This is a genomic window from Cupriavidus sp. GW821-FHT02F09, from assembly GCF_059421605.1.
The window spans coordinates 1-22723 of record NZ_JBWKVH010000059.1; the positions used below are offsets into that span (position 1 = coordinate 1).

A 22723-nucleotide genomic window follows, 5' to 3' on the forward strand; every position below is an offset into this window, starting at 1 on the left:
TCGCTTCTTTGCCTACTTTCTTGGCGAGACAAGAAAGTAGGTCGCCTCCCCGCAGGGGAGGTGAAACTGCAGTTGCCCTTGCCCTTAAGCCGTTGAAGCTGCAGTTGAAGTTAAGCAGTCGCCCGCCCGAAAACTCGATAACTCAAACGCCCACCAAGTCAGCCAAGCAACTCGGGAACAGCCGCCCCAAGCCGCTCGCAGGCCCGCGCCAGCGCCACCTCCAGGGCGGCGCTGGCGGGCGTCATCGGCGCGCGCAGCTCATTGCGCAACCATCCCTCGCGCGCCAGCATGGCCTTGAGCGGGCCCGGATTGGGCTCGGCGAACAGCAGCTTGATCATCGGCATCACGGCATGGAAAAGCCGGCGCGCATGCTCGAGCCGCTGCCCCGCCACCGCCTGCGCGAGTGCCACGAACAGCGCCGGATACAGATGCGCAGAAGCGATGATCGCGCCCGTGCCACCCAGGCACAGCGTGCCCAGTAACTGGTGATCCTCCCCCGCCAGCACGCTCAAGCGAGCGTCGGCAATGACGGCCTGCGTGCCCTGGTAATCGCCGCCGCAATCCTTGATGGCGCGGATATTCGGATGCGCGGCCAGCGCCAGGATGGTTTCCGTCTCCAGCTTCACGCCGGTCCGGTAGGGAATGTCGTACAGCACCAGCGGCGCGGGGGCGCTGTCGGCCAGCATGCGGAAATAATCCAGCAGGCCGGCCTGCGACGGACGGACGTAATAAGGCGCGGGCGCCAGCAGCCCGGCCAGCGGCCTCCCAGCCAGCCGGCGCACGCACGCCTGCACCTGCTTCACCTGGCTGCCCGCCACGCCCATCATCACCGGCAAGCTGCCGGCGCTGGCCAGCACCGTATCCAGAACGGCCAGTTGCTCGGCCTCATCGAGCGCGGCCGCCTCACCGGTGCTGCCGCACACCACGATCCCCGCGATGCCGCTGCCGGCGTAGTGCACCACCAGGCGGGCCAGCTCGGGAAAATCGACCGAACCGTCGGCAAATGGCGTCACCAATGGCAGCCAGATTCCTGAAAAGACGTGTTGTGCCTGCGAATCCTGTTGGACTTGTTGGGCTTGGGCTTGATCTACTGTTTGCATCGAATCACTCCTGTACGACCGGTCAATAAAAACCGTGCAGAAGCGCGCCGGGTGGCAGATGAGCCCGCGTGGGGCAGTGGGAAAGCCTGAACCTTCAAACCTGGCCTCGCCCCTGTACGCTGGTACGCAGGTGCCGCTCCGTCGCTCATCTGACGGAAGCAGCGCCCCGGTCAGACGAGCGGCTGTTTTTTGGCTTTGGCGCGCGCCGGCACCTGCCGCTGCGAGGCAGGGCAAACAAGTGCGGAAATCGACGAAACAGCGCGCATGGCAGGTTGGGGCTGAATGGGAGCACACCGTGGCAACCACGGCAGAAACGACAATCTACCGGGACGGCCGGCCTGCCGTCAACCGCACCCGGGCCGATTCGCTTGCGCCGGCCGGCCCCTGCGCTACACTGGGGACTCCACGAATTCCGGAGTCTTCGATGCGCGCATCCCCTTCCCTGTCACTGTCCTGCGGGCGCTCTGTGCTGCGCTGGCTCATGCTGGCCCTGTGCGCAAGCCTGCTGTCCGCCTGCGGGTACAACGACTTCCAGTCCAAGGACGAGGCCGTCAAGGCGGCCTGGGGCGAGGTGATCAACCAGTACCAGCGCCGCGCCGACCTGATCCCCAACCTGGTCAATACCGTCAAGGGCTATGCCACGCATGAGCGCGAGACACTGGAAGCCGTGACCAAGGCCCGCGCCGCGGCCACCAGCATCCAGGTCTCGCCCGAGACCCTCAACGACCCCGAAGCCTTCAAGCGCTTCCAGCAAGCCCAGGGCGAGCTGAGCGGCGCGCTGTCGCGCCTGCTGGCGGTGTCGGAGAACTATCCGCAACTCAAGGCCGATGCGTCGTTCCGCGACCTGCAATCGCAGCTCGAGGGCACCGAGAACCGCATCACGGTAGCACGCCAGCGCTATATCACCGCGGTGCGCGACTACAACATCCTGGCGCGCAGCTTCCCCACCAACTTGACCGCCATGATCTTCAAGTACCCGGTCAAGCCGTCGTTCACGGTGGAGAACGAGAAGGCCATCTCGGCACCGCCCACGGTGAAGTTCTGACCCCGGACATACCTATGCGCAATCCCTCTGAGCGCAGTGGCTGGACAGCCGCCATGCTGGCGCTGCTGCTGTGGCTGGGCGCGCTGCTGGCGTTCCCGGCCATGGCCGCCGGCGACGGCTTTGTCGCGGTGCCGCCGCTCACGCAGCGGGTCACCGACCTCACCGGCACGCTCAGCGCCAGCCAGCGCAGCGCGCTGGAAAACGTGCTGGCAGAGTACGAGCAGCAGCGCGGCAGCCAGATCTTCGTGCTGATGGTGCCCACCACGGATCCCGAGCCCATCGATGCCTACAGCATCCGCGTGGCCGACGCCTGGCGCGCCGGGCGCAAGGGCATCGACGACGGCGTGATCCTGCTGATCGCCAAGGACAACCCGCCCGGCCTGCGCAAGATGCGCCTGGAAGTGGGGCGCGGCGTGCAAGGCTCGCTGACCGACGCCATGTCCAAGCGCATCCTGCAGGACGTGATGGCGCCGCACTTCCGCCAGAATGATTTCTATGGCGGCATCGCGGCCGGCGTCTCGGCGATCCAGGCCACCATCGACAAGGAAGCCCTGCCCGGCCCGCAGGCCGGCGCCAAGGCCGCCCAGAGCGGCTCGTGGACCGACTGGCTGCCGGTGCTGTTCCCGCTCGCCATCATCCTGTTCTTCTTCATCTCCGCGGCCCGCCGCTCGGGCGGCTCGCGGATCGTGACGCGCGGGCGCGGCTGGGACGCGGCTGCCGGCGGACTGGGCGGCACCCTTGGCGGTCTCGGGGGTGGCGGCTGGGGACGTGGCGGCGGCGGCGGTGGCTTCGGAGGAGGTGGTGGCGGTGGCTTCGGTGGCGGTGGTGGCGGTGGCTTCGGTGGCGGCGGCGGCGGTGGCTTCGACGGAGGCGGCGCCTCCGGCAACTGGTAACGACACATGCCACACTTCAAACGCGCCCTGCGCCATCTCGGCACGCGCCCCGGCGCCGCCAGCAAACTCTTCCCCGCCGACGCCCAGCAGCAACTGCAGCAGGCGGTGCGCGCCGGCGAGCAGCGGCATCACGGCGAAGTCCGTGTCGTGATCGAATCCAGCCTGCCCTTGGCGCTGGCCTTCTCCGGCACCAGCCCGCGCGCCCGTGCCCGCGCCCTGTTCGGCGCGCTGGAGGTGTGGAACACCGAAGGCCACACCGGGGTGCTGCTTTATATCAACCTGGCGGATCACGCGGTAGAGCTGCTGGCCGACCGTGGCATCGATGCCCGCGTGGCCCCGGAAACCTGGCGCGCCATCTGCGGCGAACTCGCGAGCGGGCTGGCCCGGGAGCTATCGGTCAAACCCGTGCTGGCGGCGGTGGAAAAGATCCACCATCAGCTGGCGCAGCATTTCCCCTCGGGCGACCGGCCCAATCCGAACGAGCTCGACGACCGCCCGGTCATGCTGTAGCGCTGCTTGCGCGACGCGCCCCCAGCATGTACCACAGCGCGGCCAGTACCTGCAGCGCCACCAGCCCGCCCCACACGCTCAGGTGCGCCGCCTTCGGGTAGCGGCCCGCATCGGCGGGCCAGAGGTCCAGCACCAGCCCGATGCCAACCTGGCAGGCAAAGGTGGACAGGAACACCGTCAAGGTCAGCGCCGTGGTGGCGCGCCCGATCAGCGCATCGGGGAAGCTGCGCGCCAGCACGGCATAGGCCAGGATGCCGCTGGAGCCGAACACGCCATAGGCCGCCCACAGCAACGCCGGCGGCAGCGGCACACCCGCCATGATCAGGCACTGGATCACGATGAACCCGCTCATGCCGACGCCGGCGAAGGTGTAAAGGCTCACGCCGGCACGCTCAAGATGGCGCGCGGCCCAGCCGGCGCACACGCAGCCGCCCATCATGGCAAAGCCGATCACCGACACCAGGCGAGCGCCCTGCTCCGGCGAATAGCCGGCCACGTCCCGCAGGAAGGCACCGACCCACAGCGTCTGCACCGCCAGGAACACACCTTGATTGAGCAGGGCCAGCGGCACCACGCGCAAAAAGCGCGCATTGCGAAAGACTTGCCAGGTGCCGCGCAGCTGTTCGGCAAGGCGCTGCTTGCCAGCGCGGCTGGTCTCGGGGGCGCCGAGCCACAGCAGCGCCGCCATGGCCAGCGTCAACCCGGCCAGCCCATAGCTGACGGTGCGCCAGTCGGTCCACGACAGCAGCCAGCCCAGCGGCGCGCCCACCACGACGGCGCCCAGCCCACCGATCGCCATCACCACCCCATTGAGCAAGGGCATGCGCGACAGGGGGAACCAGATCGACAGGGCCTGGATGGCAGCCCCCAGGCAAACCGACACGCCCACGCCGATCATCAAGCGCCCTGCCGCCAGCGCGGCCATGCTGGTCGCCGAGGCGAATACCAGCGCGCCAGCCACCGCCACCAGCAGCAATGCCGCCTCGGTGCGACGCGGGCCAAAGCGGTCGAGCATCAGCCCAGCCGGTAACTGGGCGCAGGCAAACCCCAGGAAGTAAAAGCTGGTCAGCAGCCCCAGGTCGGCGGCACCCAGCCCCATCTCGCGGATCAAATGCGGCGCGAAGCCCAGGTTGACGCCCCGGAAGATATAGGAAACCAGGAAACCCAGCGAAAAGATGCAAAGCACGCGCCAGCGGGCAGCCGCCAGCGCAGGATCGCCAGTCTGGGAAGCAGGAGACGGCGCCGCAGCGGCAGGGGTGGATACATTGGCAGAATTCATGCCTGCATTGTCGTCAGTCGCCGCGTGCAACACCAACGAAAGATACCCGCCGCAATTGTGAGTAGAATTTGACGGCAATGACCTCCCGACACCCCAAACCTACCAAGATTGGCCTGTCCGGCCAGCCCAGCTTGCCCACCCGCCCGGCTGAACCCGCCCCGCCACCCGAGCCGCTGCGCTCGCAGCGCGCCCCCCACCTGCCCGCGCTGCAGGCACTGCGGGCGCTCGAGGCCGCGGCCCGCCACCGCAGTTTCTCGCGCGCTGCGGAGGAACTGGCGCTGACCCACAGCGCCATCAGCCACCATCTGCGCGCGCTGGAGGACAAGCTGGGCACCAAGCTGTTCCAGCGCACCGGCCACCTGATGATGCCGACCAATGTCGGTGCGCGGCTGGCCGAGCGGATTCGCGACGGGCTGGCGGAACTGGAAGACGGCCTGCGCGAGGCCAGCAACGGTGGTGCCCCGCAGGTGGTGCGGCTGGAAGTCAGCGTCATGGCCGACCTGGCCAACGCGTGGCTGATCCGCCGCCTGCCGAGCCTGCACGCGGCCCTGCCAGGGCTTGACTTGCACCTGCGGCTGCACGCCGAGATCACGCCGCCCGATCCGTACTCGGTGGACGTGGGGATCTGGCACCAGCGCGTGGACCTGCCCGGCTTTGCCTGCCACAACCTGATCGAAGACCATGTCATCGCGGTAGCCAGCCCGGCACTGCTCGCGCGCTACCCCGGCTTCACGCTGGCCGACCTGCCGCGCCTGCCAATGCTGCGCTTCGCGCTGCGACCGTGGCGCGACTGGCTGGAAAGCGCCGGCCTGCCTGGCACGGAACCCGAGCGCGGGCCGATCTTCCAGGACGCCGGCATGATGCTGCAATCGGCAGTGGCAGGACTTGGCGTGGCCACCGCGCGCCTGCAACTCGCCAGCGACTACCTTGCCAGCGGCGAACTGGTGCAGATCGGCACCACCCGCATCCCGTCCAGCCTGCATTACTGGGTGACCTGGCGCGAAGGCAACCCGCGCGAGAAGGCCATCCTGCGGTTCCATAGCTGGCTGCAAAGCCAGGTGGCGGCCGTCGCCCTGCGCGCGCCGCTTGCTGCACCTCAGCCCAATGCACCGCAGCCGGGCGCCTGAGACTTAGCGTCCGGCCGCCCGCAGCGCCTCGATGCGCTCTCGCGTGAGCGGATGGGTGGAGAAGAAACTGTCGCCATCGTCGCCATCCCCGTTGTTGCCGCCATCCTCCGCGGCACGCCGGCTGCGGCGCTCCCGCTTGGTTTCGCGCTCGCCGGAGGCGGCTGGCGCGCTGGCGTCACCCCCGCCGTCGGCCTTGGCCGCCTGGACTTGCGCTTGCCGGGCGTGGGCGTCCTCCAGCGCCTGCAAGACGTCGGCAAACGCCGACACCGGCAAGTGGTTGCGCTGCATGACCTCCACCGCATACGCATCCGCCGCGCGCTCATGGTCGCGCGAGTAGCGCAGGGTCAGGATCGCGGCGGGCACGCCTGCCAGCACGGTGGAATAGTCACCAAAGAAATAGGCCGCCAGCGCGCCCACCGCCGAGGCCTGGAGGATCTGCTGCAGGCCATGGCGCTCGGCCACGTGCCCGGCCTCGTGGGCGAGCACGCCCATAAGGCCCGGGCCCACGCCGGTCAGCTTGACGAGTTCATCGGTCACCACAATGGTGCCGCCCGGCAGGGCCAGCGCGTTGGGCCCGAGCTTGCCGCCGTGGCGGAACAGGATCTTGTACTCGTGGCCTGGATCGGCCGGGCGCACCAGCGCGGCGAAGTCGGCACGAATCCGCTGCTGCTGCGCCTGCGGCAGGGCCGAGGGCATGAGCAAGCCCTGATCGATGCTGGCGAGCGTGGCCTCGCCGAGGCGGGCTTCCAGCGCCGGCGGCACGCTGCGCGCCACCATGCCGGCGCCCCAGGGCAATACGTAGAAATATCCCAGCAGCAGCGCCGCGGCCAGACCCAGCACCGACAGCAGCGCCAGCCGCCAGCTGTTCTGCGCACGCACCACCCAGCCCTCGCGGTGGCCGCTGGCGCCCAGCAATGCGGCAAAGCCGGCGTGGTCGGTGACCTCGCAGAAGGCGCCGTCGGCAAACGTGACCAGGCGCGGCGCGCGCTTGACCCGTTCGGAGACGCGCAGCGCGGCTAGCGGCGCGCGGCGCAGCACCGTGCCATCGGCTTCGCGCAGCACCGCATCGCGCCCTTCGATGGACAGCATCACCCGATGGGCACGCGACGAGCGGCCGTCGAAGTAAGTGGCGGCTACCGGGGCGGTGGCCGTGGCGTCGGGGATATCCTGCATCAAGGCCTTGGTATCGAAGTAAACGAAGCTGGCACGGCGATGACTACGATGACTGTGGTCACAGCGCGGTCACAGTGCGATGTCGATGTCGTACCAGTCCACCGCGGCGTCGCCCAGCGCGCCAACCTGCTGCGTCTCGCCGGCCACGAAGGCGTCCAGCGGACCCGCCGCGAGCATGGTCATGCTCTCGATACGGTAGCGCATCGAACGCACGCGCGCGAACGGCAGGAACAGGCCCAGCGTCAGTGCATTGGCGATCATGTTGGTGGCGAAGATAAACAACAGGCGGCCCGCCTTGACCTCGCTGCGAAACGCGTGCGGCGCCAGCGTGGTGTGATTCCATACCAGGTTCTGCAACCGCGCCATGAAGAAGGGGCCGATCGCCATCATCGCCACGAAAAAGCCAATGACAGCCATGATCGCCGCCACCACCGGCGCGCCCATGCCCGCCCCCATGCCAGCGCCAATCCCGGCGCCGATGCCCCTGCCCAGCATGCCGCCGACCACGCTCATCCCCACCACGACCGCCACCATCATGCCGAATGCGCGCAGGTAGACGCCATAGAAGCCGCCCGCGCTCGCGCTGATGCCGAAGGGCGCGGTGCCGAAGCGGGTGTTGTCATGCTGGTATTGCTTGAAGCGCTGGTGCGCCAGCGGCGCCAGCGCATAGAGGCTGAGCACCGTGAGCACGGGCCAGAGCAGGAACACCTTGTAGGCCTGGGCATCGCTCCCGGTGAAGGCGAAGCGCAGGCCGCGGTAGCTGGAGTTCGCCATGCGAAAACGCAGGGACCGTACCAGCAGCAGCGGAAACACCACCGCCACAGCCAGGCCCAGCGCCAATGCCAGGAACGGGGAAATGTGGCTGGCAAGCTGGAACACCATCGCCAGGCCAAACACAATGGCTCGGCCCTTGAGGATGGCCGAGGCACGGCCGTGGTAGTCGAAGCTCGCGCCGTCCAGCCGCGTGTTGCGGTAGAAGTACTGCATCGTGCGAACCTTGGCCCAGGCCGAATAAATGCCCAGCGTGACAATGGTCAGCAAGGTATTGACGATCCAGATGCGGAAAAACTCGGAGCCCGAGCCGATGAACTCGAACCGCAGAGGACGCACCGTGGCGGCCGGCTGCTCATATGCCGGCGCGTGGAACGCGTTGTTGTCTAGCTGCATCCTGCTTTCTCCCGTGAATTGTGCAAATTGGCGATGCGCCGGCTAACCGCGGTGCCCGCACGCCGCGCGACGATATCTCTTATCCCGGCATAGCGGCCAGCAATGTATCAGGAATGCAACCAAATCAATCGTATTCGCCCGGCATGGCAGGAAGTTCCCTACTCATCCAACAGGGCGAGGAAAAGCCTTGGCCAATGTGAGTTAGCCCACATTCACCCACCGATCCGGCTACATCTTTTGTCGCCGGCGCATGCTTTTGGCGCGTGCGTAACCGTGCCGCTCCACCTTTCGCAGTGTCTGCGTGCCTCAGGGCGCATAACCCATTTGCACCGCGGAGTATCACCGCTGCAACAGTTCGCACGGTCGTGCGGCGACTGCTCCACCACCCGAATACACCTGCGCAATTACCCTCGCGCCGCCTCTGCCTTAGGGTCGCAGAAAGCATCTTGCGCGCCCTATCGCGCACTTGGAGATGCCGATAAGCACTCAATACATCGCTTTTCGACGGCATAACGATGTTGCAGTGCACGCAAGCGACGGTCAAGGCAGTAACAACAAGGAAACATCCTGTTACAAGAAATCGGCGATGTAACAAGTGGCCAAAAAACATCACCAATTTAATCAAATACTTAGCGTCGCTGGCACGTTCGTCGCTCTTATCGTCGTTACAAAGATCAGAGCGACCGGATAGACGAACACGGTACGCCAGGGATGTGGAGCAAAGGGGTGCAAACCACCAGCGAGAACATCACGACGAGAGATTGAACGGGGGGGGAGCGGCGGCCGTGACAGGGCGCGCTTCGCGGGGAGGTTTGGCGCTGGGCCAGCGCAATTTTGAGTATCCATGGCCCACGCTGCACCAGTGATATGCAACGCACCGGTGCGGTGATCACAAGCAGTTTTGCAGCAATTTCAGGCGCGGGACCGATTCCTGAGGGAGGAAAGAATCGGCCCGCGGCACCTACCAAGGCGCAAAAAGCCGCGGAAACGGCAATGCGTCAGGTGAGGATCAGCCGGTTGGCACGCCAGCCTGGCAGGTTTCCTGGAAACTGGTGGAGCCGGGAGGCCCGCCTTGTCGTGTGCGCACCGGGGAGACAGCGATTCCTACATCGCTGTAGCGCCAGCGTGCATCCGTCATTGAGGAATCCCCCTGTCTTGGCCATGGCTGGTACCACCGGCCGAATCTTGTGCCCGATCTCAGCGGGCGCTTTTTCCCTTTAACCATGACGTGAAGGAGAAGGACATGAACACCATGTTCGCGGGTATCAAGCGCTTTGTTCGTGAAGAAGATGGGGCTGCAGGCGTTGAGTATGCGCTACTGCTGACCCTCGTGGCAGTGGTCCTTGTCTCGGTTGGTGCCGGTATGGGTGCCAGCGTCAAGACGATCCTCAACGCAATCGCTACGGGATTGAGCAACGCCGCCACCGCCGCCGGCTAAAGCTAAATCTCTTCCGGGATCCAGACCAACGCCATCTGAAGCGGCGTTGGTCTGACCGGCCCCTTTTTCCCGTTATCCATGACGTGTGAAGGAGATGGACATGAACACCTTGTCCGAAAGCATCAAACGCTTTGTGCATGAAGAGGAAGGGGCAGCGGGCGTCGAGTATGCGCTTCTGCTGACCCTCGTCGCAGTAATCATTGTCTCGGTCGGTACCGGCATCGGTGGAAGCGTCAACGCGATTCTTAACGCAATCGCTGGCGGCTTGAGCGCCGCCGCCACCGCCGCCGGTTAAGGCTAAGTATCCTCAGGGATCCAGGCCAACGCCATCTGCACCGGCTCTGGTCTGGCAAATGACCTTTGCTGTTTGCGAGAGATGCGGCGGGGCAAGTTGCCCGTCTCAGGTACTGCAAACGCCTTATTAGGACATGCCCTTATGACAACCGCACCCATCCTGGCAGATTTGAGCCTCATCGCGCTCGTGACCACCGCCGCCGTCTGCGACATACGCACACGTCGCGTTCCCAACTGGCTGGTGGGCTCGGGCCTGGCTATCGCCCTTGGTGTGCAGTGGGTGGCGTGTGGTCCCGCTGCTGGAAGCTGGGCATGGCTTTCCGGTATGGCAACAGGCTTGGCGCTGTTCATCGGTGTCTACCTGTTGGGCGGCATGGGAGCGGGCGACGTAAAACTGATGGGCGCGATTGGCGCCTTTACCGGGCCACTAGGCGCCGCGCATGTGGCCGTGATTAGTTGCCTCGCCGGGGGGGTGCTGGCGCTAAGCATGATGTTGCTTAAAAAGGAATCGCGGCGAACCCTGGCGAGTCTCTCAACCTTGCTGCTTTCGCTACCGTTCGGCGCGCGCGCCATGCCGTCGGTGAACGACGAACAGCGAACCAGCCGGAGCATCAAGCTGCCATTTGCCGTGGCGATCGCCGCAGGAACGTTGCTGGTGAAATGGGGGGCGCTCTGAGTCGCCGAGCTGGCACGACGGATAGTGAAGCTAAGCAATAGAGCAAAAAGACAATCCGTTCCGCTAAAGGAATGGGAGCGCAAAACAAAGCGGGTGTCAAATAAAGGGCTTCGGACCAGAGGCCAAAAGGGGAAAAGCAATGAGCCAAGACCAAAGCCAATCGAGGCCAACAGAGCCCTCGCCTGCGCCGCACAGCATTAACCGCTGGCGACACAGCTGACCAGCGCGCTTTACCCGCATCACGCTCACATAGCCTAGCTGACCGGCATTGCCGGCCTGCGCCGGACGCCCGTTGCCTGCGCTCGTACGGTAGCAACGAATTTGTCCACAACCGAGGAGGTCTCGCAAAATGAAAAACCTGCGCATCCTGATCATGCTGGTCATCGCCGCCGCCGCCGGACTGGGCGCGGTTGGATTCGCCTCGCGCTGGCTGTTGCAGCAAAGCGCCAGCGGTGTCACCAAGGTCGCGGTGGCCGCCACCGATATCAACCTGGGCCAGCGCCTGACTCCGGAGTTCGTCAAGCTGGTGGACTGGCCTGCGGCAAGCCTGCCGCCGGGCGTCATCAACGATCAGCGCGCCATTGACGGCCGCGTGACCAAGACCAGTGTGCTGCGCGGCGAGCCAGTACTGGAATCCAAGCTGACTCCGGTCGGCACCAAGGGAGGCCTGTCTGCGGTGATTGCCGATGGCAAGCGCGCCATCACCGTGCGTGTTAACGATGTGGTGGGCGTGGCCGGCTTTGCCCTGCCCGGCAGCTTCGTTGACATCATCGTCAACACGCAGAAAGAAGCCGCCAACAAGAACGCCACCAGCGATCGCTCAGAGCAGTCGATCTCAAAGATTGTGCTGGAAAAGATCCTGGTGCTGGCAGTGGCGCAGGAGGTCAATCGTGACGAGACCCAGCCCAAGGTGGTCAATGCGGTGACGCTGGAGGTCTCTCCCGACGAAGCCGAGAAGCTTGACCTGGCACGCAGCGTGGGCACCCTCTCGCTGGTACTGCGCAACCAGGTGGACCCGCGTCCGGTGGAAACCGCGGGCGCCACCAAGAACACCCTGCTGAAGGAACCTGCTCTGATTGCCGCTGCCGCACCCGTCGTTAAAACACTAGAAGTAGTGCGCAGGGTTGCCGTTGCGCAAAAGGCTATCTCCAGCACCTGCGTGGGGGTCATTAGCGGTATCCATCAGAACCAGGAATGTTTCTGAATCACACGTAAGAACAACAAGCAATGCAGTGCCAGACCCTGCTTTGCAGGGTCAACCATCCGGGGGAAAGACATGGACCGAATCATCGACCTCAGCGGCGTACGGCGTCGCATCGGACCGCAGCTAACCACGACGGCGGTGGCTGCCGCGGCCCTGGGCGGAATGTGGCTGGGCGCCGCACAGGCACAGACAGCCGACGCCAGCGCACAGGCCCAGACTCACGTAGCCGCAGCGCAGCCGCTCAAGCTGGCCGCCAGTGGCCCAATCCAGTTCACCATTGGCGCAGCTAACGTGCCTGCGGCGCCTGCGGATGGAGGCAGCAAGACCCCCACCTGCACCAGCGCGGCAAGCGAGCCGGAACAGGTGGTATTGCCTGTCGGCAAGTCACGCATGCTGTCGCTGCCGGAGCCGGTGCGCACGCGCACCTTGGGCAACCCGAGCATCGTCCAGGCCATGCTGGTCTCGCCGCAAACGCTTTACCTGCTCGGACTGGACGTGGGCACCACCAATATGATCATGCAAGGCAAGAGTGGCCGCTGCAGCGTCATCGACGTCATCGTCGGCGCCGACCCCGGCGGACTGCAGGCGACCTTGCACGATCTGCTGCCCGAAGCCAGGCGCGTGCGCGTGTCGGCTGCCGCCGACAGTCTGGTGCTGACCGGCACCGTGGCGGATTCCGTCCAGGCACAGAAGATCCTCGATATCGCCAACGCGTTCGTCATGCGTCAGGTCCGCAGCCCATTGCAGGCACCGCCGCAACAAACCGGCGCCCTTGGCGCGCCGATGCCGATGCTTGCCATGAATGGTGCCAACATGGGCGGTATGGGTTTGGGTGCAATGGGGGCGGGAGCAAGTGGTGGCCAGCCCCTGCGCAGCCCCCGTATCATCAATATGATGTCGGTCGAATCGCCGCAGCAGGTGATGTTGGAAGTCAAGGTCGCCGAGGTCTCCAAGACCCTGATCGACCAGATGGGCGCCGCCGTCAACCTGAACGGGGCCTTCGGCAGCTGGACGTTCGGCCTGCTGGCCAACTTCCTGTCCGGCGCGACCGACCTGCTTCAGTTCAGCAAGGCCAATAAGCTGCCACTGAAGTTCGCGCTGGATGCGCAAAAAGGCGATGGCCTGGTCAAGATCCTGGCTGAACCCAATCTGATGGCGATCAGCGGCCAGGAAGGCAGTTTCCTGGCTGGCGGCAAGGTCTTTATCCCCGTGCCGCAAAGTAATGGCACGGGCGGAACAACCATCACGTTGCAGGAAGAAACCTTCGGCGTCGGCCTGCGATTCACGCCGACGGTGCTGGAAAATGGCCGCATCAACCTGAAGGTAGCGCCCGAGGTGTCTGAGCTGTCGCCCACCGGTGTGGCGCTGACCGCGCCCAATGTCGCGGGCACCACCATCCTGCCGCTGATCAACACACGCCGCGCGTCCACAACGCTGCAGGTCATGGATGGCCAGAGCTTTGCCATCGGCGGCCTGATCAAGAGCAATATCACCGGCAGCCTCAAGGCCCTGCCTGGCGTCGGTGAACTGCCGGTGGTCGGCGCCCTGCTGCGCAGTACCAACTTCCAGCAGGACAGGACCGAGTTGCTGTTTGTGGTTACGCCGCGGCTGGTCAAGCCATTGCCGGCCAACTACCCGATGCCGACTGACAGTTTTGGCCCCACGATACCGGGCGCGGTCTACCTCAACGGCAACATGGAAGGACACCCCACGAGTCAGCCGGCCAACAACCCGGCGCCAGCCGCCTTGCCAGCGCCGCCCGTGCCGTCTGCGACACCCGCTGCACCGACCACCAGCATCGAGCCGCCAGCGGCCGCGGCTGTTGTGGCGGCCGATGTCAACCTCCCTGCAAATGCAGCCCCGAGTACGGACGTCATCCAGTAATCCGTCGCCCGCCACGATCAAGGAGAACATCATGAAGATCATTTCGATACTGGGTCGCATTGGGCTGTGCTGCGGGCTTGGCGCCACGCTGGCCGGCTGCATGACATCGACTCCGGTCTATGACACCCGCTTCGGCGACGCGGTGCGTACCGTGCGTTCCATGCAGACCCTCAATCCAGTAGCTTCGCTCAACAACAACCCCGTCGACGGGATCGACGGCCGCGCTGCCACAGCCGCGATGGACCGCTATAACACATCGTTTAGCGCGCCCCAGTCCGACCCCAATGGCTACGCGGTTGGCGTCGGCAGTTCCGGCGGATCATCGCTTAGCTCCATGGGCCGGTAGGGCAGGAAAACCGCACGACAGGCAAGCACACCGCTTCGGGGAGCAACAGAAAATGGCAAAGATCGCAGTGGTTTCCGCCGATGAGACACGCCGGCAACAAATCGCCGCGCTGATTGCGCAGGCCGCCAACCACGTGGTGCAACAGGTGCACACTACGCCGACGCGCGCCCTTTCCCAACCGGGATTGACGCAGGGGAGCGACCTGCTGATCCTGGAGGCGCGCAGCTTTTCAGCCGACGACCTCAGCCAGTTGCGCCGTCGCCTGACCAATCAGCAAGACACGCTCTGCATGCTGGTGACCGAGAGCCCTTCGGCCGACCTTCTAATGCGGGCCATGCGCGCCGGCGTGCAATGCGTGCTGCCGTGGCCACCCGATGCACAGGAGTTTCGTGACGAGTTGCAGCGCTGTACCAGCCACGCCGTCGGCAGCAGCCGGAGCGAGGGCCAAGTACTGTCGTTTCTCTCTTGCAAGGGGGGCAGCGGCACCAGCTTCATCGCCGCCAACGTTGGCCACGTGTTGGCGGAAAAGCACAACAAGCGCGTGCTGCTGGTTGACCTGAGCCAGCAATATGGCGATGCTGCGTTCCTGGTAACCGATCAGGTCCCACCAGCCACGCTGACCGACGTCTGCAGGCAAATCGACCGGCTGGACGCGTCCCTGCTGGATGCCTGCGTCACCCATATCGGCAAAGACTTCGATGTGTTGCCCGGAGCTGGTGATCCGGTCAAGGCGGGCGAGATCAAAGCCGCGCACCTGGAGCGCATCCTTGCATTGGTCGTCCCGCAATACGATGTGGTGATCTTCGACGTTGGCCAGGACATCAATCCCGCATCCATTCATGTGCTGGACCATAGCAACCTGATTTATCCCGTACTGCAACTCAATCTGACCTACCTGCGTGCCGGCCGCCGATTGCTCGATATATGCCAGTCGCTCGGCTATCACGCCGACCGACTGCGGCTGATCGTCAATCAATACGACAAGCATGCGCCGATTAGCCTGCGCCTGTTGGAAGAGACGTTCGGCATGCCGACATCCCACTCGCTGCCGAACGATCCGGTAGCAGTGCGCGACGCCATCAGCCAGGGGGTGCCGGTGCTGCAACTGGCTGAGGGCAGCCAGATTGCCCGCGCACTGGTGAAGATGGCGAGTCAGATTTGCCCCGAGAGCGCGCCCCGGAGCGAGGGAATTTTGAGCAAGCTGTTCGGCCAAGGCAACCGGGTGGCACCCGCCATGCGTCTAGAGCGGCAGGCCTGATCCAAATCTTCTGAGCGGAGCGCATCATGTCATTGCGAGAACAACTCTACCAGCAGGCGGGCGAAGCCCTGCCCCAGCGTGTCGCCCATGCAAATGGCACCGCCAGTGCGGCCTACCAGCAGCTAGCCAAGGAAATCCACCAGACCATCATCGAGCGCGTGGAACTGGGAAAGCTGCAGCAACTGGCGCCGGAGCAGGTCAAGCGTGAACTTGCGCAGCTGGTGGAACGCATCATCGAGGAAGGCAATCATCCCGTCAACGAGCTCGAACGCCGCAGTCTGGTGTCGGACGTGCAGGACGAGATGCTGGGCTATGGCCCGCTGGAGCCATTGCTCGCGGACCCGACCGTCTCCGACATCCTGGTCAACACGGCAAAGCAGGTCTATGTGGAACGCAACGGCAAGCTGGAGCTGACCGATATCACCTTTCTCGACAATGCGCATCTTATGCGGGTAATCGAGAAAATGGTGTCGCGCGTGGGGCGTCGCATCGATGAATCCAGCCCCATGGTAGACGCCCGCCTGCCAGACGGTTCACGCGTCAATGCCATCATCCCACCTTCGGCGATCGACGGCCCACTGCTATCTATCCGGCGCTTCGCGGTCAAACCGCTCACCGTCGAAGACTTGATTGGGCGACAGACCTTCACCCCGCAGGTGGCGCAACTGCTGGAGGCCATGGTGAAGGCCAAGCTCAATATCCTGATCTCGGGCGGCACCGGCAGCGGCAAGACCACGCTACTCAATATCCTGTCCGGCTTTATTCCCGCCGACGAGCGCATTGTCACCATTGAGGACGCAGCCGAGTTGCAGATGCGCCAGAACCACGTGCTGCGGCTGGAAACGCGGCCGCCCAATATCGAGGGGCGCGGAGAAATCACGCAACGCGCGCTGGTCAAGAACGCGCTACGCATGCGCCCCGACCGGATCATCCTTGGCGAAGTGCGTGCCGGCGAGGCGCTGGACATGCTGCATGCGATGAACACCGGCCATGAAGGGTCGCTCGCCACCATTCACGCCAACACCCCACGCGATGCCCTGACTCGGCTCGAGAACATGGTGAGCATGGCGGGGCTGTCGCTGCCGACCAAGACCATGCGTCAGCAGATCACTTCCGCGCTGACAGTGGTGGTACAGGTCTCGCGCCTGACCGATGGCAACCGCAAGCTGATGAGCGTGCAGGAGATCACAGGCATGGAGGGCGAGATCATCAATATGCAAGAGATCTTTACCTTCAAGCGCAAGGGGGTGGACCGTGATGGCCGCATCAAGGGCCATTTCTGTGCCACGGGCGTCCGGCCAAAGTTCTCGGAACGCCTGCAAGCCTTCGGCATTCAGCTGCCGGAAACACTGTACGACCCCACCGTGCAACACGAGGTCTAAGGGAGGACGGATCATGGACACCACGATGCTGGGCTTCGCACTCTCGCTCTTTGTCGCCATCGTGCTTCTGGTGATGGGGACATACCAGTGGTGGCATGGTCGCCATAGCCAGACCGCGCGGCGACTCAGCCAGCGCCTGCAGGCCGCCCTGCTGAACAGCGCCGGTCACGGCAAGGATGGCAGTATCCTGAAACAGCGCGTGCTGAGCGAGTCGCCGGAGTTGGCACGGCTGCTGCAGCGGTTGCCACACTCCGCCGCACTCGATCGGATGCTGCTGCAGTCCGGCCTGGACTGGTCGGTGGGGCGCCTTATCTTGTTCACCGTCACGCTGCCAGCAATCATGGCCGGCCTGGGACAACTGCTCTTGATGCCTTTGCCGGCCCTGCTCATGCTTGCCGCAGGCATCGCCGCGCTGCCGCTGCTGTACGTTCGTCGCTGCCGCGGCAAACGGCTGCTCAAGCTCGAGCAACAATTGCCCGAGGCGGCCGACATGATCAGCCGAGCCTTGCGCGCCGGACACTCATTGCCCAGTGCGCTTAGCATGGCCGGAGATGAACTGCCGGGCCCCATCGGCACCGAACTTGGCATCGTCTTCAGCGAGATCAATTATGGCGTGCCGATGAACGATGCACTGACCGGCCTGACCGATCGCGTGCCCATCGAGGATCTGCGCTACCTGGTTATCGCGGTGCTAATTCAGCGTGAGTCTGGCGGCAACCTGACCGAGATTCTGGACAACGTCGGCACCATCATTCGCAAGCGCCTGCAGTTGATGGACAAGGTTCGCGTGCTTTCCGCGGAAGGTCGGCTGGGCGCCTGGATCCTGACCATGTTGCCGCCAGCGGTGGGAGGGGTCCTGTATACGATCAATCCAAGCCTCATTGTCTCACTGTGGACGGATCCGACTGGCATTCGTCTGCTCTGGGTTTCGACGGCAATGACGATCTTCGGCGTGATATGGATGCGGCGCATCATTCGCATCCACGTCTGACAACCAGCCCTTTACATCGGAGGCGGGACCAACCCGGAAAAGCATGCTGATCGCGCAAATCGTATTAATGGCAGGAACCTTTTTGATCGTGTTCGGCGCCGCCTGGATCGCGATGTCTGTACTTCGCCAGAATGTGGTGCAGCGGCGCGTGAGCCAGATCAACCAGGAAAATCCGCCGTCCTGGCTGGACAACAGACAAGCAGGCTGGCTGAAGAAAATCGAGCAGGTCACAACGCCGCTTGCCCGGCTATCGATCCCCAAAGAGGGCTGGGAATCCTCTTCCCTGCGCACTCGCTTCATGAATGCCGGCTGGCGTGCACCCGAGGCAATCCCATTCTATTTTGGTGCCAAGACCCTGCTGGCTTTCGGCCTGCCGCTGATCTTGTCTGCGTTCCTGATCGGGCGCTTTGACCACAGCCATCAAACATCAGTCCTGTATCTGCTGCTTGGTTCGGCAGTTCTGGGGTTCTACCTCCCCAACCTCATCCTTCGGATCAAGATTGACCGGCGCCAGCGCGACATCTTCGAAGCGTTCCCCGATAGCCTGGACCTGATCATGGTCTGCGTCGAAGCTGGCCTCGGACTAGATGCCGCAATCCTGCGCGTGGTCGAGGAAATGCGCGGCGGGCGCCGCGCGATGGCCGATGAATATGAACTGCTGACGCTGGAACTTCGCGCGGGATTGCCCCGGGAGAGGGCCCTGCGCAACCTGGCCATGCGCACGGGAGTGAGCGATGTCGACATGCTGGTCAGCATGCTGATCCAGGCCGATCGCTTCGGCACCAGCGTGGCCGACTCGTTACGTGTGCATGCCGACATGCTGCGTACCAAGCGCCAAATGCTGGCAGAGGAGCGTGCCACCAAGATCGGAACCAAGCTGATGTTCCCGTTGATCTTCTGTATTTTTCCTTCGCTATTCGTCGTGCTGCTAGGTCCTGCCGCCATCCAGATATCCACAGCGCTGAGATCGGTTGCAAATCAGTAACGCGTATTTTGACGGAGATTACTACCATGCCCACTTACGCAAGAGCTATGAAGCCACTGCATCGGCGTGGCGCGTCGAGCATGTCCGGCGCCGCTGGGGTCGAATTCGCCCTTGTGTTTCCCCTGCTCCTGTTGGTCGTGTTCGGGACCATCGAGTTCGGGACGGCACTCTATGACCGGGCCATCATCACCAATGCCAGCCGCGAGGCAGCGAGGGCGGGGGTAATGCTCCAGACGACCCCGATGACCACTAGCGCAATTCGCACAGTAGCGCTGAACTATAGCCAAAACAACCTCGTGAACTTCGGCACCGCCACAACTCCCACTGTCACCGTCACCAATCTTGACGGCAACACTAACACTGGAAGTCGCTTGCAAGTGCTGGTGTCCTATACGTTTAACGGCTTGCTGCTCGGCCCGCTCCTTGCCCCCCTTAACGGTCCACTACAGATCAACGCAGCAAGCATCATGAAGTACGAATAAAACCAATTCCAACAGTCACGCAACGAGGTGCGCAATGAGACCCCATGGAAATCGTACCCGCCGCCAGCGCGGTGCGGTCGGCTTGATGACCCCCTTTCTGCTGACCTTCATGCTCGCGTTTACCGCACTGGCAATTGACGTGGCCCGTTTGATGATCGTGCGCAACGAACTACAGAATGCGGCGGATGCGGCGGCCTTGGCGGGAGCCGGTGGCCTCTATCCGCCCGACCCAGCTAGTCCCACCTCGCCCAACTGGGCAAACGGCATAACGCAAGGCACCCAGGCGATCACGTTAAATGCCACCGAAGGCGTCAAGCTGGTTAGCGCCCAGGGTCAGGTGCAATCCGGCTACTGGGACCTGAGCCGTGCCAAGGGCCTGCAATCGCCCGGCACCCCGGGTACGCCTGGGCCGAACGATGCGGCTGCCATCCAGGTTACCGTCAGCCGCACCACCGGCACCAGCAATAGCCCGGTCAGCATGCTATTGGCTTCGTTCTTTGGCATCGCCTCCGAGCCGGCCCGAGCCACGGCGGTGGCGGTGATCGCCGCGCCAGGTGCCGTGGGGCCAGGAACTCTTCTCCCGCTGGCGATCGGCCTATGCCAGTACCAGAAGTACTGGGACTCCACCAAAGGACAACCCAAGATCGATCCCACCACCAACCAGCCTTATGTATTCAATATTAATGACAGTTACAGCTCCGCGACTGACGGCCCCTGCGATAACGGACAATGGACTGCCTTCAATGCTACCGGACAGGTTGGCGCGTCCACGGTTACCAGCCTGATATCAACCGGCAATACCAGCACGCTCTCAATTAATCAAAATATTATTTTTCTGAATAACGGGGTTGCTGACAGCGTATATAAGGCTGTTCAGCCGCTGATCGGCCAGACCGTGGCGATCCCAGTGGTGAGTCAGGTCGTACCCGGCCAGTCGGAACCCATAGTTGCTTTTGCTGCGTTCAAGATCACGGCAGTGAGCAGGACCGGAACTCCAAAATATATTTCTGGGTCTTTCGTTGGCAACTACAAGATACCCAACAGCGGCGGTGGCGTAGGGCCGTACTACGGCGCTTACGTGCCGCCGCGCCTGGCCGGGTAGAACTGATCGAGGAGGATGGAAGAGAGTACTGGATTCCATTTTCCCCATCCACGACCGAGACCCGCAGAGGCAAGGCATGAGAAAGATAATCAGGGAAGCACCATGTTTCTTTGACACTTGGCAGGCGGCATTCTCTATTGAACTAGTGGAGGCGCACCGTGGGCTCTGAATTCACAAAACAGGAGATTGAAAGCGCCATCGCCCGCATTCTCCAAGGCATTCCGACGCGAATTGGCCGTGCGCGGCGACTAAGTATCGCTGCCGTTGCCGAAGAAGCGGGCGTTTCCAACGCCACCATCCACAAACGCTATCCCGCGGTGGCGGCGCAGATCCGTGGAATCCTGAAAGATGGTCGCGAAGCCATCATGACTGAGCAAAACACCGAAATCCCGGTTCTGCATCGGCAACTGGCGGAGATGCGAAAGGCGCTGAAAAAGCGGGAAGGCGAAAACCGTCGCCTCAAGCTCGTGAACATCTTGTTGGCAAGAGAGATTCGGGCGCTAAGGGAAGAGCTGGAAGAATCCGTGCCCCTCCCCGACGGCCGAAGCCGTATCAGCGAAGCATCGACGAATTTAGAAGACAAGGCAACCATCGGTGGCTCGTGTCGTACTTGAACACAATCCGCGACGGAGGCGGTTGGGACAAACCAGTTTTGCAAATGCAAATGGCCGTTAATTACCGCAATCCTTAGCCTGCGCACGCAGCGATTGCCGTCAAGCTTCCCCTCGAGGCGAGGTCATGGGGATTGGGGCACACCACCTAAGAAAAATAAGAGACTTTGGGATAGAAATCCACTAATAAGACATTCAGGGGGCCCTATGTTTGACATTCAGTCTGCGCAGCTTGTAAAGGAACCGGTTCCGACGATGACGCGGCTTCGCGCAATGGCGATGGAAGTATGTCTACGAAGTGCCACCGCATTTCTGTTCGCTGCCTTCGCCTATGCGGCGGTCGAGCACTGGCTCGCTGACCCAACGCGCATCACGTTGCTGCTCATTGTAGCGACGGAGTGCCTGACAGTTGGTCTGTCGCTGATAGTACGGGTACCGGCCCGGCGCGACTGGAGCCCCGTCGCCGTGCTCTGCTCGCTCTTTGGCACTTACTATTTCCTTGCGATTCAGCTCGCACCCGGTGTGCGGATCTTGCCCGAGGCGATCGGCGCCGGTCTGCAGATTGCGGGGCTTTTATGGCAGATCTTCGCGAAGGTGTCGCTGCGATGCTCGTTCGGACTATTGCCGGCCAATCGCGGGATTGTGTCGAGCGGCGCATACCGGGTCGTGCGGCATCCGATATATCTCGGCTACCTCATCGCCGACATCGGCTTCCTGCTTGCGAATTTTGGGCTGCAGAATGTGCTCGTCTATGCTGGGCAGTTCGTACTACAGGGGGTTCGTATCGCACGCGAAGAGAAGCTTCTGTCTGACGATCCCGAGTATGTGGCATATCGGGACAAGGTACGCTTTCGCGTGTTGCCGGGCATCTTCTAAGCCAACCAGGCTTTTGACGTTCGCGATGTAGAATCCATGCATATCCGCGCCTAGAGCCAGCGCACGGACCGCATGGAGCCAGCATGAAGATCCGCATCCTCAGCGATCTGCACCTCGAACACGACATACCGGCGGCGATACCCGACTGCCCCGCCGACCTGGTGGTGCTGGCCGGCGATATCGCCAATGGCCGTGCCGGCGTCGACTGGGCCGCGCGCACCTTTTCGGGGCCGGTGGTCTATGTGCCGGGCAATCACGAGTACTATGAGAGCGCCTTCGAGCAAGTGGACGCGGCGATGGCGGAGGCCGCCGGGGCGGCGCCGCATGTGCGCGTGCTCAATGACGCGGTGGCTTGTTTCGACAACCTGGCAGGCGAGCCGGTGCGCGTGATCGGCACCACCTGGTGGACCGATTACTCGCTGTTTGGCGCCAACCGGCGCGAGGAGTCGATGCTGGCCTGCGCCGGCGTGATGGTCGACCACCGCCTGATCGAGGTGGCGGATGGCGAGGGCCAGCGGCGCCGCTTCACCACGGCCGACGCGCTGGCGCGGCACGAAGCGGCCAGCGCCTGGCTGGCGGCGCAGCTCGCCACGCCCTTTGCCGGCAAGACGGTGGTGGTGACCCACCATGCGCCGGATCTCGGCAGCCTCGACCCGCGCTTCTCCCACGATCTGGTCTCCGCCGGCTTTATCTCGCGCAGGCCGGATCTGGTCGCGCAGGCCGACCTGTGGGTGCACGGCCATACGCATACCGGCTTCGATTACCGCCTGGAAGATGCGCGCGTGGTGTGCAACCCGCGCGGCTATATCCGCCGCAAGACCGGCGAACTGGAGAACCCGGCCTTCGACTGGTGCTACACGGTGGAGCTGTAAGCCTTTCCCGCGACGGCGCCCCTTCGGC

At 63.6% G+C, this 22723-nt stretch carries 23 protein-coding genes; 19 read left to right on the forward strand and 4 right to left on the reverse strand.

Annotated features, from left to right (window positions below; genetic code table 11):
* Positions 1-158 precede the first annotated feature (158 nt).
* The gene (gene dapA, locus AC07XB_RS35370) at positions 159-1100 is read right to left on the reverse strand and encodes a 4-hydroxy-tetrahydrodipicolinate synthase (protein ID WP_492831697.1); all 942 of its coding nucleotides are present in this window, start codon (positions 1098-1100) and stop codon (positions 159-161) included.
* 424 nt (positions 1101-1524) lie between these two features.
* Between dapA and AC07XB_RS35375 the strand changes: the two genes are divergently transcribed.
* From AC07XB_RS35375 to AC07XB_RS35385, 3 genes are read left to right on the forward strand one after another with little or no spacing between them, the layout of a single operon-like run.
* A complete protein-coding gene (locus AC07XB_RS35375; protein WP_183035167.1) occupies positions 1525-2145 on the forward strand; it encodes a LemA family protein in 621 nt (206 codons plus the stop codon).
* A 14-nt stretch (positions 2146-2159) separates the two neighbouring features.
* Positions 2160-3038: a TPM domain-containing protein gene (locus AC07XB_RS35380; RefSeq protein ID WP_492831699.1), complete on the forward strand. Its 879-nt coding sequence runs from the start codon at positions 2160-2162 to the stop codon at positions 3036-3038.
* 6 nt (positions 3039-3044) lie between these two features.
* Positions 3045-3548, forward strand: a complete 504-nt coding sequence (locus AC07XB_RS35385) for a TPM domain-containing protein (RefSeq protein ID WP_492387222.1) — start codon at positions 3045-3047, stop codon at positions 3546-3548.
* Here AC07XB_RS35385 and AC07XB_RS35390 read toward each other — a convergent pair.
* Complete coding sequence (locus AC07XB_RS35390; protein ID WP_492814643.1) at positions 3538-4827, reverse strand: MFS transporter; 1290 nt, start codon at positions 4825-4827, stop codon at positions 3538-3540. The two genes, AC07XB_RS35385 and AC07XB_RS35390, sit on opposite strands and share 11 nt — an antisense overlap.
* Positions 4828-4904: 77 nt before the next feature.
* On the opposite strand from AC07XB_RS35390, the gene AC07XB_RS35395 reads away from it, so the two are divergent.
* Positions 4905-5954 carry a LysR substrate-binding domain-containing protein gene (locus AC07XB_RS35395; protein WP_492831701.1) on the forward strand — a complete coding sequence of 350 codons (1050 nt, stop codon included), beginning with the start codon at positions 4905-4907 and terminating at the stop codon, positions 5952-5954.
* A 3-nt stretch (positions 5955-5957) separates the two neighbouring features.
* On the opposite strand, the gene AC07XB_RS35400 is transcribed toward AC07XB_RS35395, so the two are convergent.
* Both AC07XB_RS35400 and AC07XB_RS35405 read right to left on the reverse strand, forming a co-directional pair.
* Positions 5958-7127, reverse strand: coding sequence for a M48 family metallopeptidase (locus AC07XB_RS35400; RefSeq protein WP_492831737.1), 1170 nt, complete (start codon positions 7125-7127; stop codon positions 5958-5960).
* A 69-nt stretch (positions 7128-7196) separates the two neighbouring features.
* Positions 7197-8294 (reverse strand): YjgN family protein, encoded by a 1098-nt coding sequence (locus tag AC07XB_RS35405; protein WP_492375050.1) that lies wholly within the window; start codon positions 8292-8294, stop codon positions 7197-7199.
* A gap of 1252 nt (positions 8295-9546) precedes the next feature.
* Between AC07XB_RS35405 and AC07XB_RS35410 the strand changes: the two genes are divergently transcribed.
* From AC07XB_RS35410 to AC07XB_RS35480, 15 genes are all read left to right on the forward strand, one after another.
* Complete coding sequence (locus AC07XB_RS35410) at positions 9547-9732, forward strand: Flp family type IVb pilin (protein WP_492831739.1); 186 nt, start codon at positions 9547-9549, stop codon at positions 9730-9732.
* Between the two features lie 109 nt (positions 9733-9841).
* Positions 9842-10027, forward strand: coding sequence for a Flp family type IVb pilin (locus AC07XB_RS35415; RefSeq protein ID WP_492831741.1), 186 nt, complete (start codon positions 9842-9844; stop codon positions 10025-10027).
* A gap of 141 nt (positions 10028-10168) precedes the next feature.
* A complete protein-coding gene (locus AC07XB_RS35420) occupies positions 10169-10702 on the forward strand; it encodes an A24 family peptidase (RefSeq protein WP_492831703.1) in 534 nt (177 codons plus the stop codon).
* A 349-nt stretch (positions 10703-11051) separates the two neighbouring features.
* Entirely contained in the window at positions 11052-11906 is an 855-nt protein-coding gene (cpaB, locus tag AC07XB_RS35425) for a Flp pilus assembly protein CpaB (protein ID WP_492831705.1), read from the forward strand.
* Between the two features lie 72 nt (positions 11907-11978).
* Complete coding sequence (locus AC07XB_RS35430; protein ID WP_492831707.1) at positions 11979-13790, forward strand: type II and III secretion system protein family protein; 1812 nt, start codon at positions 11979-11981, stop codon at positions 13788-13790.
* Positions 13791-13821: 31 nt separating this feature from the next.
* Positions 13822-14136, forward strand: a complete 315-nt coding sequence (locus tag AC07XB_RS35435) for a hypothetical protein (RefSeq protein WP_492831708.1) — start codon at positions 13822-13824, stop codon at positions 14134-14136.
* A 52-nt stretch (positions 14137-14188) separates the two neighbouring features.
* Entirely contained in the window at positions 14189-15394 is a 1206-nt protein-coding gene (locus AC07XB_RS35440) for a CpaE/TadZ family protein (protein WP_492831710.1), read from the forward strand.
* Positions 15395-15420: 26 nt separating this feature from the next.
* Positions 15421-16776 carry a TadA family conjugal transfer-associated ATPase gene (locus AC07XB_RS35445; protein ID WP_492831712.1) on the forward strand — a complete coding sequence of 452 codons (1356 nt, stop codon included), beginning with the start codon at positions 15421-15423 and terminating at the stop codon, positions 16774-16776.
* Between the two features lie 13 nt (positions 16777-16789).
* Positions 16790-17767, forward strand: coding sequence for a type II secretion system F family protein (locus AC07XB_RS35450; protein ID WP_492831714.1), 978 nt, complete (start codon positions 16790-16792; stop codon positions 17765-17767).
* Positions 17768-17810: 43 nt separating this feature from the next.
* Positions 17811-18752, forward strand: coding sequence for a type II secretion system F family protein (locus AC07XB_RS35455; protein WP_492831716.1), 942 nt, complete (start codon positions 17811-17813; stop codon positions 18750-18752).
* Between the two features lie 80 nt (positions 18753-18832).
* Positions 18833-19234, forward strand: coding sequence for a TadE/TadG family type IV pilus assembly protein (locus AC07XB_RS35460; protein WP_492831718.1), 402 nt, complete (start codon positions 18833-18835; stop codon positions 19232-19234).
* A gap of 82 nt (positions 19235-19316) precedes the next feature.
* The gene (locus tag AC07XB_RS35465) at positions 19317-20336 is read left to right on the forward strand and encodes a pilus assembly protein TadG-related protein (protein ID WP_494752824.1); all 1020 of its coding nucleotides are present in this window, start codon (positions 19317-19319) and stop codon (positions 20334-20336) included.
* Between the two features lie 158 nt (positions 20337-20494).
* Positions 20495-20950 carry a hypothetical protein gene (locus tag AC07XB_RS35470; protein WP_492831722.1) on the forward strand — a complete coding sequence of 152 codons (456 nt, stop codon included), beginning with the start codon at positions 20495-20497 and terminating at the stop codon, positions 20948-20950.
* Positions 20951-21154: 204 nt separating this feature from the next.
* Positions 21155-21823 (forward strand): methyltransferase family protein, encoded by a 669-nt coding sequence (locus tag AC07XB_RS35475; protein WP_492831724.1) that lies wholly within the window; start codon positions 21155-21157, stop codon positions 21821-21823.
* Positions 21824-21906: 83 nt separating this feature from the next.
* Positions 21907-22695 (forward strand): metallophosphoesterase, encoded by a 789-nt coding sequence (locus AC07XB_RS35480; RefSeq protein ID WP_492831726.1) that lies wholly within the window; start codon positions 21907-21909, stop codon positions 22693-22695.
* Positions 22696-22723 lie beyond the last annotated feature (28 nt).

Excerpts from the sequence above, each read along its gene's own strand:
- AC07XB_RS35440 (WP_492831710.1), top strand. The coding sequence starts at position 14,189 with ATGGCAAAGATCGCAGTGGTTTCCGCCGATGAGACACGCCGGCAACAA.
- AC07XB_RS35450 (WP_492831714.1), top strand. The coding sequence starts at position 16,790 with ATGGACACCACGATGCTGGGCTTCGCACTCTCGCTCTTTGTCGCCATC.
- AC07XB_RS35480 (WP_492831726.1), top strand. The coding sequence starts at position 21,907 with ATGAAGATCCGCATCCTCAGCGATCTGCACCTCGAACACGACATACCG.
- AC07XB_RS35405 (WP_492375050.1), bottom strand. The coding sequence starts at position 8,294 with ATGCAGCTAGACAACAACGCGTTCCACGCGCCGGCATATGAGCAGCCG.
- AC07XB_RS35420 (WP_492831703.1), top strand. The coding sequence starts at position 10,169 with ATGACAACCGCACCCATCCTGGCAGATTTGAGCCTCATCGCGCTCGTG.
- AC07XB_RS35400 (WP_492831737.1), bottom strand. The coding sequence starts at position 7,127 with ATGCAGGATATCCCCGACGCCACGGCCACCGCCCCGGTAGCCGCCACT.
- AC07XB_RS35430 (WP_492831707.1), top strand. The coding sequence starts at position 11,979 with ATGGACCGAATCATCGACCTCAGCGGCGTACGGCGTCGCATCGGACCG.
- AC07XB_RS35410 (WP_492831739.1), top strand. The coding sequence starts at position 9,547 with ATGTTCGCGGGTATCAAGCGCTTTGTTCGTGAAGAAGATGGGGCTGCA.
- cpaB (WP_492831705.1), top strand. The coding sequence starts at position 11,052 with ATGAAAAACCTGCGCATCCTGATCATGCTGGTCATCGCCGCCGCCGCC.
- AC07XB_RS35475 (WP_492831724.1), top strand. The coding sequence starts at position 21,155 with ATGTTTGACATTCAGTCTGCGCAGCTTGTAAAGGAACCGGTTCCGACG.
- AC07XB_RS35460 (WP_492831718.1), top strand. The coding sequence starts at position 18,833 with ATGTCCGGCGCCGCTGGGGTCGAATTCGCCCTTGTGTTTCCCCTGCTC.
- AC07XB_RS35445 (WP_492831712.1), top strand. The coding sequence starts at position 15,421 with ATGTCATTGCGAGAACAACTCTACCAGCAGGCGGGCGAAGCCCTGCCC.
- AC07XB_RS35380 (WP_492831699.1), top strand. The coding sequence starts at position 2,160 with ATGCGCAATCCCTCTGAGCGCAGTGGCTGGACAGCCGCCATGCTGGCG.
- AC07XB_RS35435 (WP_492831708.1), top strand. The coding sequence starts at position 13,822 with ATGAAGATCATTTCGATACTGGGTCGCATTGGGCTGTGCTGCGGGCTT.
- AC07XB_RS35385 (WP_492387222.1), top strand. The coding sequence starts at position 3,045 with ATGCCACACTTCAAACGCGCCCTGCGCCATCTCGGCACGCGCCCCGGC.
- AC07XB_RS35395 (WP_492831701.1), top strand. The coding sequence starts at position 4,905 with ATGACCTCCCGACACCCCAAACCTACCAAGATTGGCCTGTCCGGCCAG.
- AC07XB_RS35390 (WP_492814643.1), bottom strand. The coding sequence starts at position 4,827 with ATGAATTCTGCCAATGTATCCACCCCTGCCGCTGCGGCGCCGTCTCCT.
- AC07XB_RS35455 (WP_492831716.1), top strand. The coding sequence starts at position 17,811 with ATGCTGATCGCGCAAATCGTATTAATGGCAGGAACCTTTTTGATCGTG.
- dapA (WP_492831697.1), bottom strand. The coding sequence starts at position 1,100 with ATGCAAACAGTAGATCAAGCCCAAGCCCAACAAGTCCAACAGGATTCG.
- AC07XB_RS35375 (WP_183035167.1), top strand. The coding sequence starts at position 1,525 with ATGCGCGCATCCCCTTCCCTGTCACTGTCCTGCGGGCGCTCTGTGCTG.